Origin of the sequence: Micromonospora deserti (genome assembly GCF_003236335.1) — a bacterium.
In the GTDB taxonomy this organism is placed as follows: Bacteria; Actinomycetota; Actinomycetes; order Mycobacteriales; family Micromonosporaceae; genus Micromonospora; species Micromonospora deserti.
Genome location: NZ_POUB01000499.1, coordinates 1 through 1518, shown reverse-complemented (window position 1 = coordinate 1518; position 1518 = coordinate 1). Strand labels below are relative to the sequence as shown.

The following is a 1518-nucleotide window of genomic DNA, read 5'->3' as shown; positions in this document are numbered from 1 at the left end:
CCCCTCGCGATCTTGCGGTGCGTGGACTGCGGCGTTCCATCCGCTCCGCCGGAGCCGGAAGTGCGAGATCGCGCGGTAGCGGTGGTGCGTGCGGGGGGAGTTCCCGGGGCGGTGAGGGCCAGGATGAGGAGGGCGGCGGCGGCGAACGTGAGGGCGTCGACGGTGAACGGGACGGCGGGCGCGAGGGCGAAGAGGAGACCGGCGGCGGGGGCGCCGAGGAAGCCGCCGGCCACCGCCGTCCCCGCCTGGAGGCGGCCGTTGGCGCGGGGTAGCGCGGCGGCGGGCACCACCGACGGGAGCAGGGCGAAGGAGGCGGCGTCGAAGAGGGTGCCGAGCGCGGCGAGCAGGAAGGCGACCGCCAGCAGCAGGACGACGCCGGCCCGGTCGACGGCGACCGCGACGGCCAGCGCGGCCACCACGGCGGCTCGCAACCCGTCCACCGCCGCCATCGTGCGCCGCCGGTCCCAGCGGTCCGCGTACACGCCGCCGAGCAGGCCGAACAGTAGCGGCGGCAGGTGACCGGCAACGGCCACCGCGGCGATCACCCGGGGGTCGCGGGTCAGCGCCGCGGCGAGCAGGGCCAGGGCCGGCGTACGCAGGGCGTCGCCGAAGCGGGAGGAGACGGCGGCGGACCAGAGCAGCCGGTAGTCGCGGCCGAGCGGTGGTGCGGTCATGCCGGCGACCCTCGTGGCTCGACCGGGTCGAGGGTCAAGCGGCCGGCGTGAGCCTGGCGTGCCTTTGCGGGACCGGACGCGGTTGGGACCGGCCGTCGCCGTCGCCGCTGGACGCGGTTGGGACCGGGCCGTCGCCGTGGCCGCCGGGCCGGATGGGCCCGGGTGGGCGGCGAACCGACGGGTAACCGAGTCTCCCCGGCGCGTGGCGCGCGGTCTACGCTTGCCCGGTGACGGTGGAGCAGCAGGCACGGGGCACGACGGACGGCGGCACGGGTGCGGCGGTTCGGCGCCGGTCCCGTAGGGACGAGATCCTGGAGATCGCGGTCGGTCTCTTCGCCGCGCGGGGCTACCACGGCGTCTCGATGGACGACATCGGCGCTGCCGCCGGGGTGACCGGCCCGGCGCTCTACCACCACTTCGCGGGCAAGGAGGCGATGCTGGTCGCCGCGCTGATCCCGGTCAGCGAGGGGCTGCTGGCCGGCGGCCGGGAGCGGTCCGCCGGGCACCCGGACGACCCGCGCGGCGTGCTGGAGTCGCTGATCGACTTCCACGTCGACTTCGCGCTGGCCAACCCGGCGGTGATCGCCCTGCACCTGCACGAACTGGATCGGCTCCCGGACGAGCCGCGCCGCCGGATCCGCCGGCTCCAACGGCTGTACGTCGAGGAGTGGGTGACGGTGCTGACCGCGCTGCACCCGGGCCTGCCCGACGGCGAGGCCCGGGTGCTGGCCCACGCCGCGTTCGGCCTGATGAACTCGACCCCGTTCCTCGGTGGCGAGGTGGACCGCCGCCGCCGTGCCGAGCTGCTGCGCATCGCCACCCTCGCCGCTCTCCTGGCCCCCAC

General features: G+C 76.4%; 2 protein-coding genes. One reads left to right on the top strand and one right to left on the bottom strand.

What is annotated here, in order from left to right; all coding sequences use genetic code 11:
- A partial coding sequence (locus C1I99_RS31530; RefSeq protein WP_146604111.1) for an MFS transporter occupies positions 1 to 674 on the bottom strand: 674 nt, incomplete at its 3' end.
- A gap of 227 nt (positions 675 to 901) precedes the next feature.
- Here C1I99_RS31530 and C1I99_RS31525 point away from each other — a divergent pair.
- On the top strand, positions 902 to 1518 hold a 617-nt coding region (locus tag C1I99_RS31525), incomplete at its 3' end, for a TetR/AcrR family transcriptional regulator (RefSeq protein ID WP_111137772.1).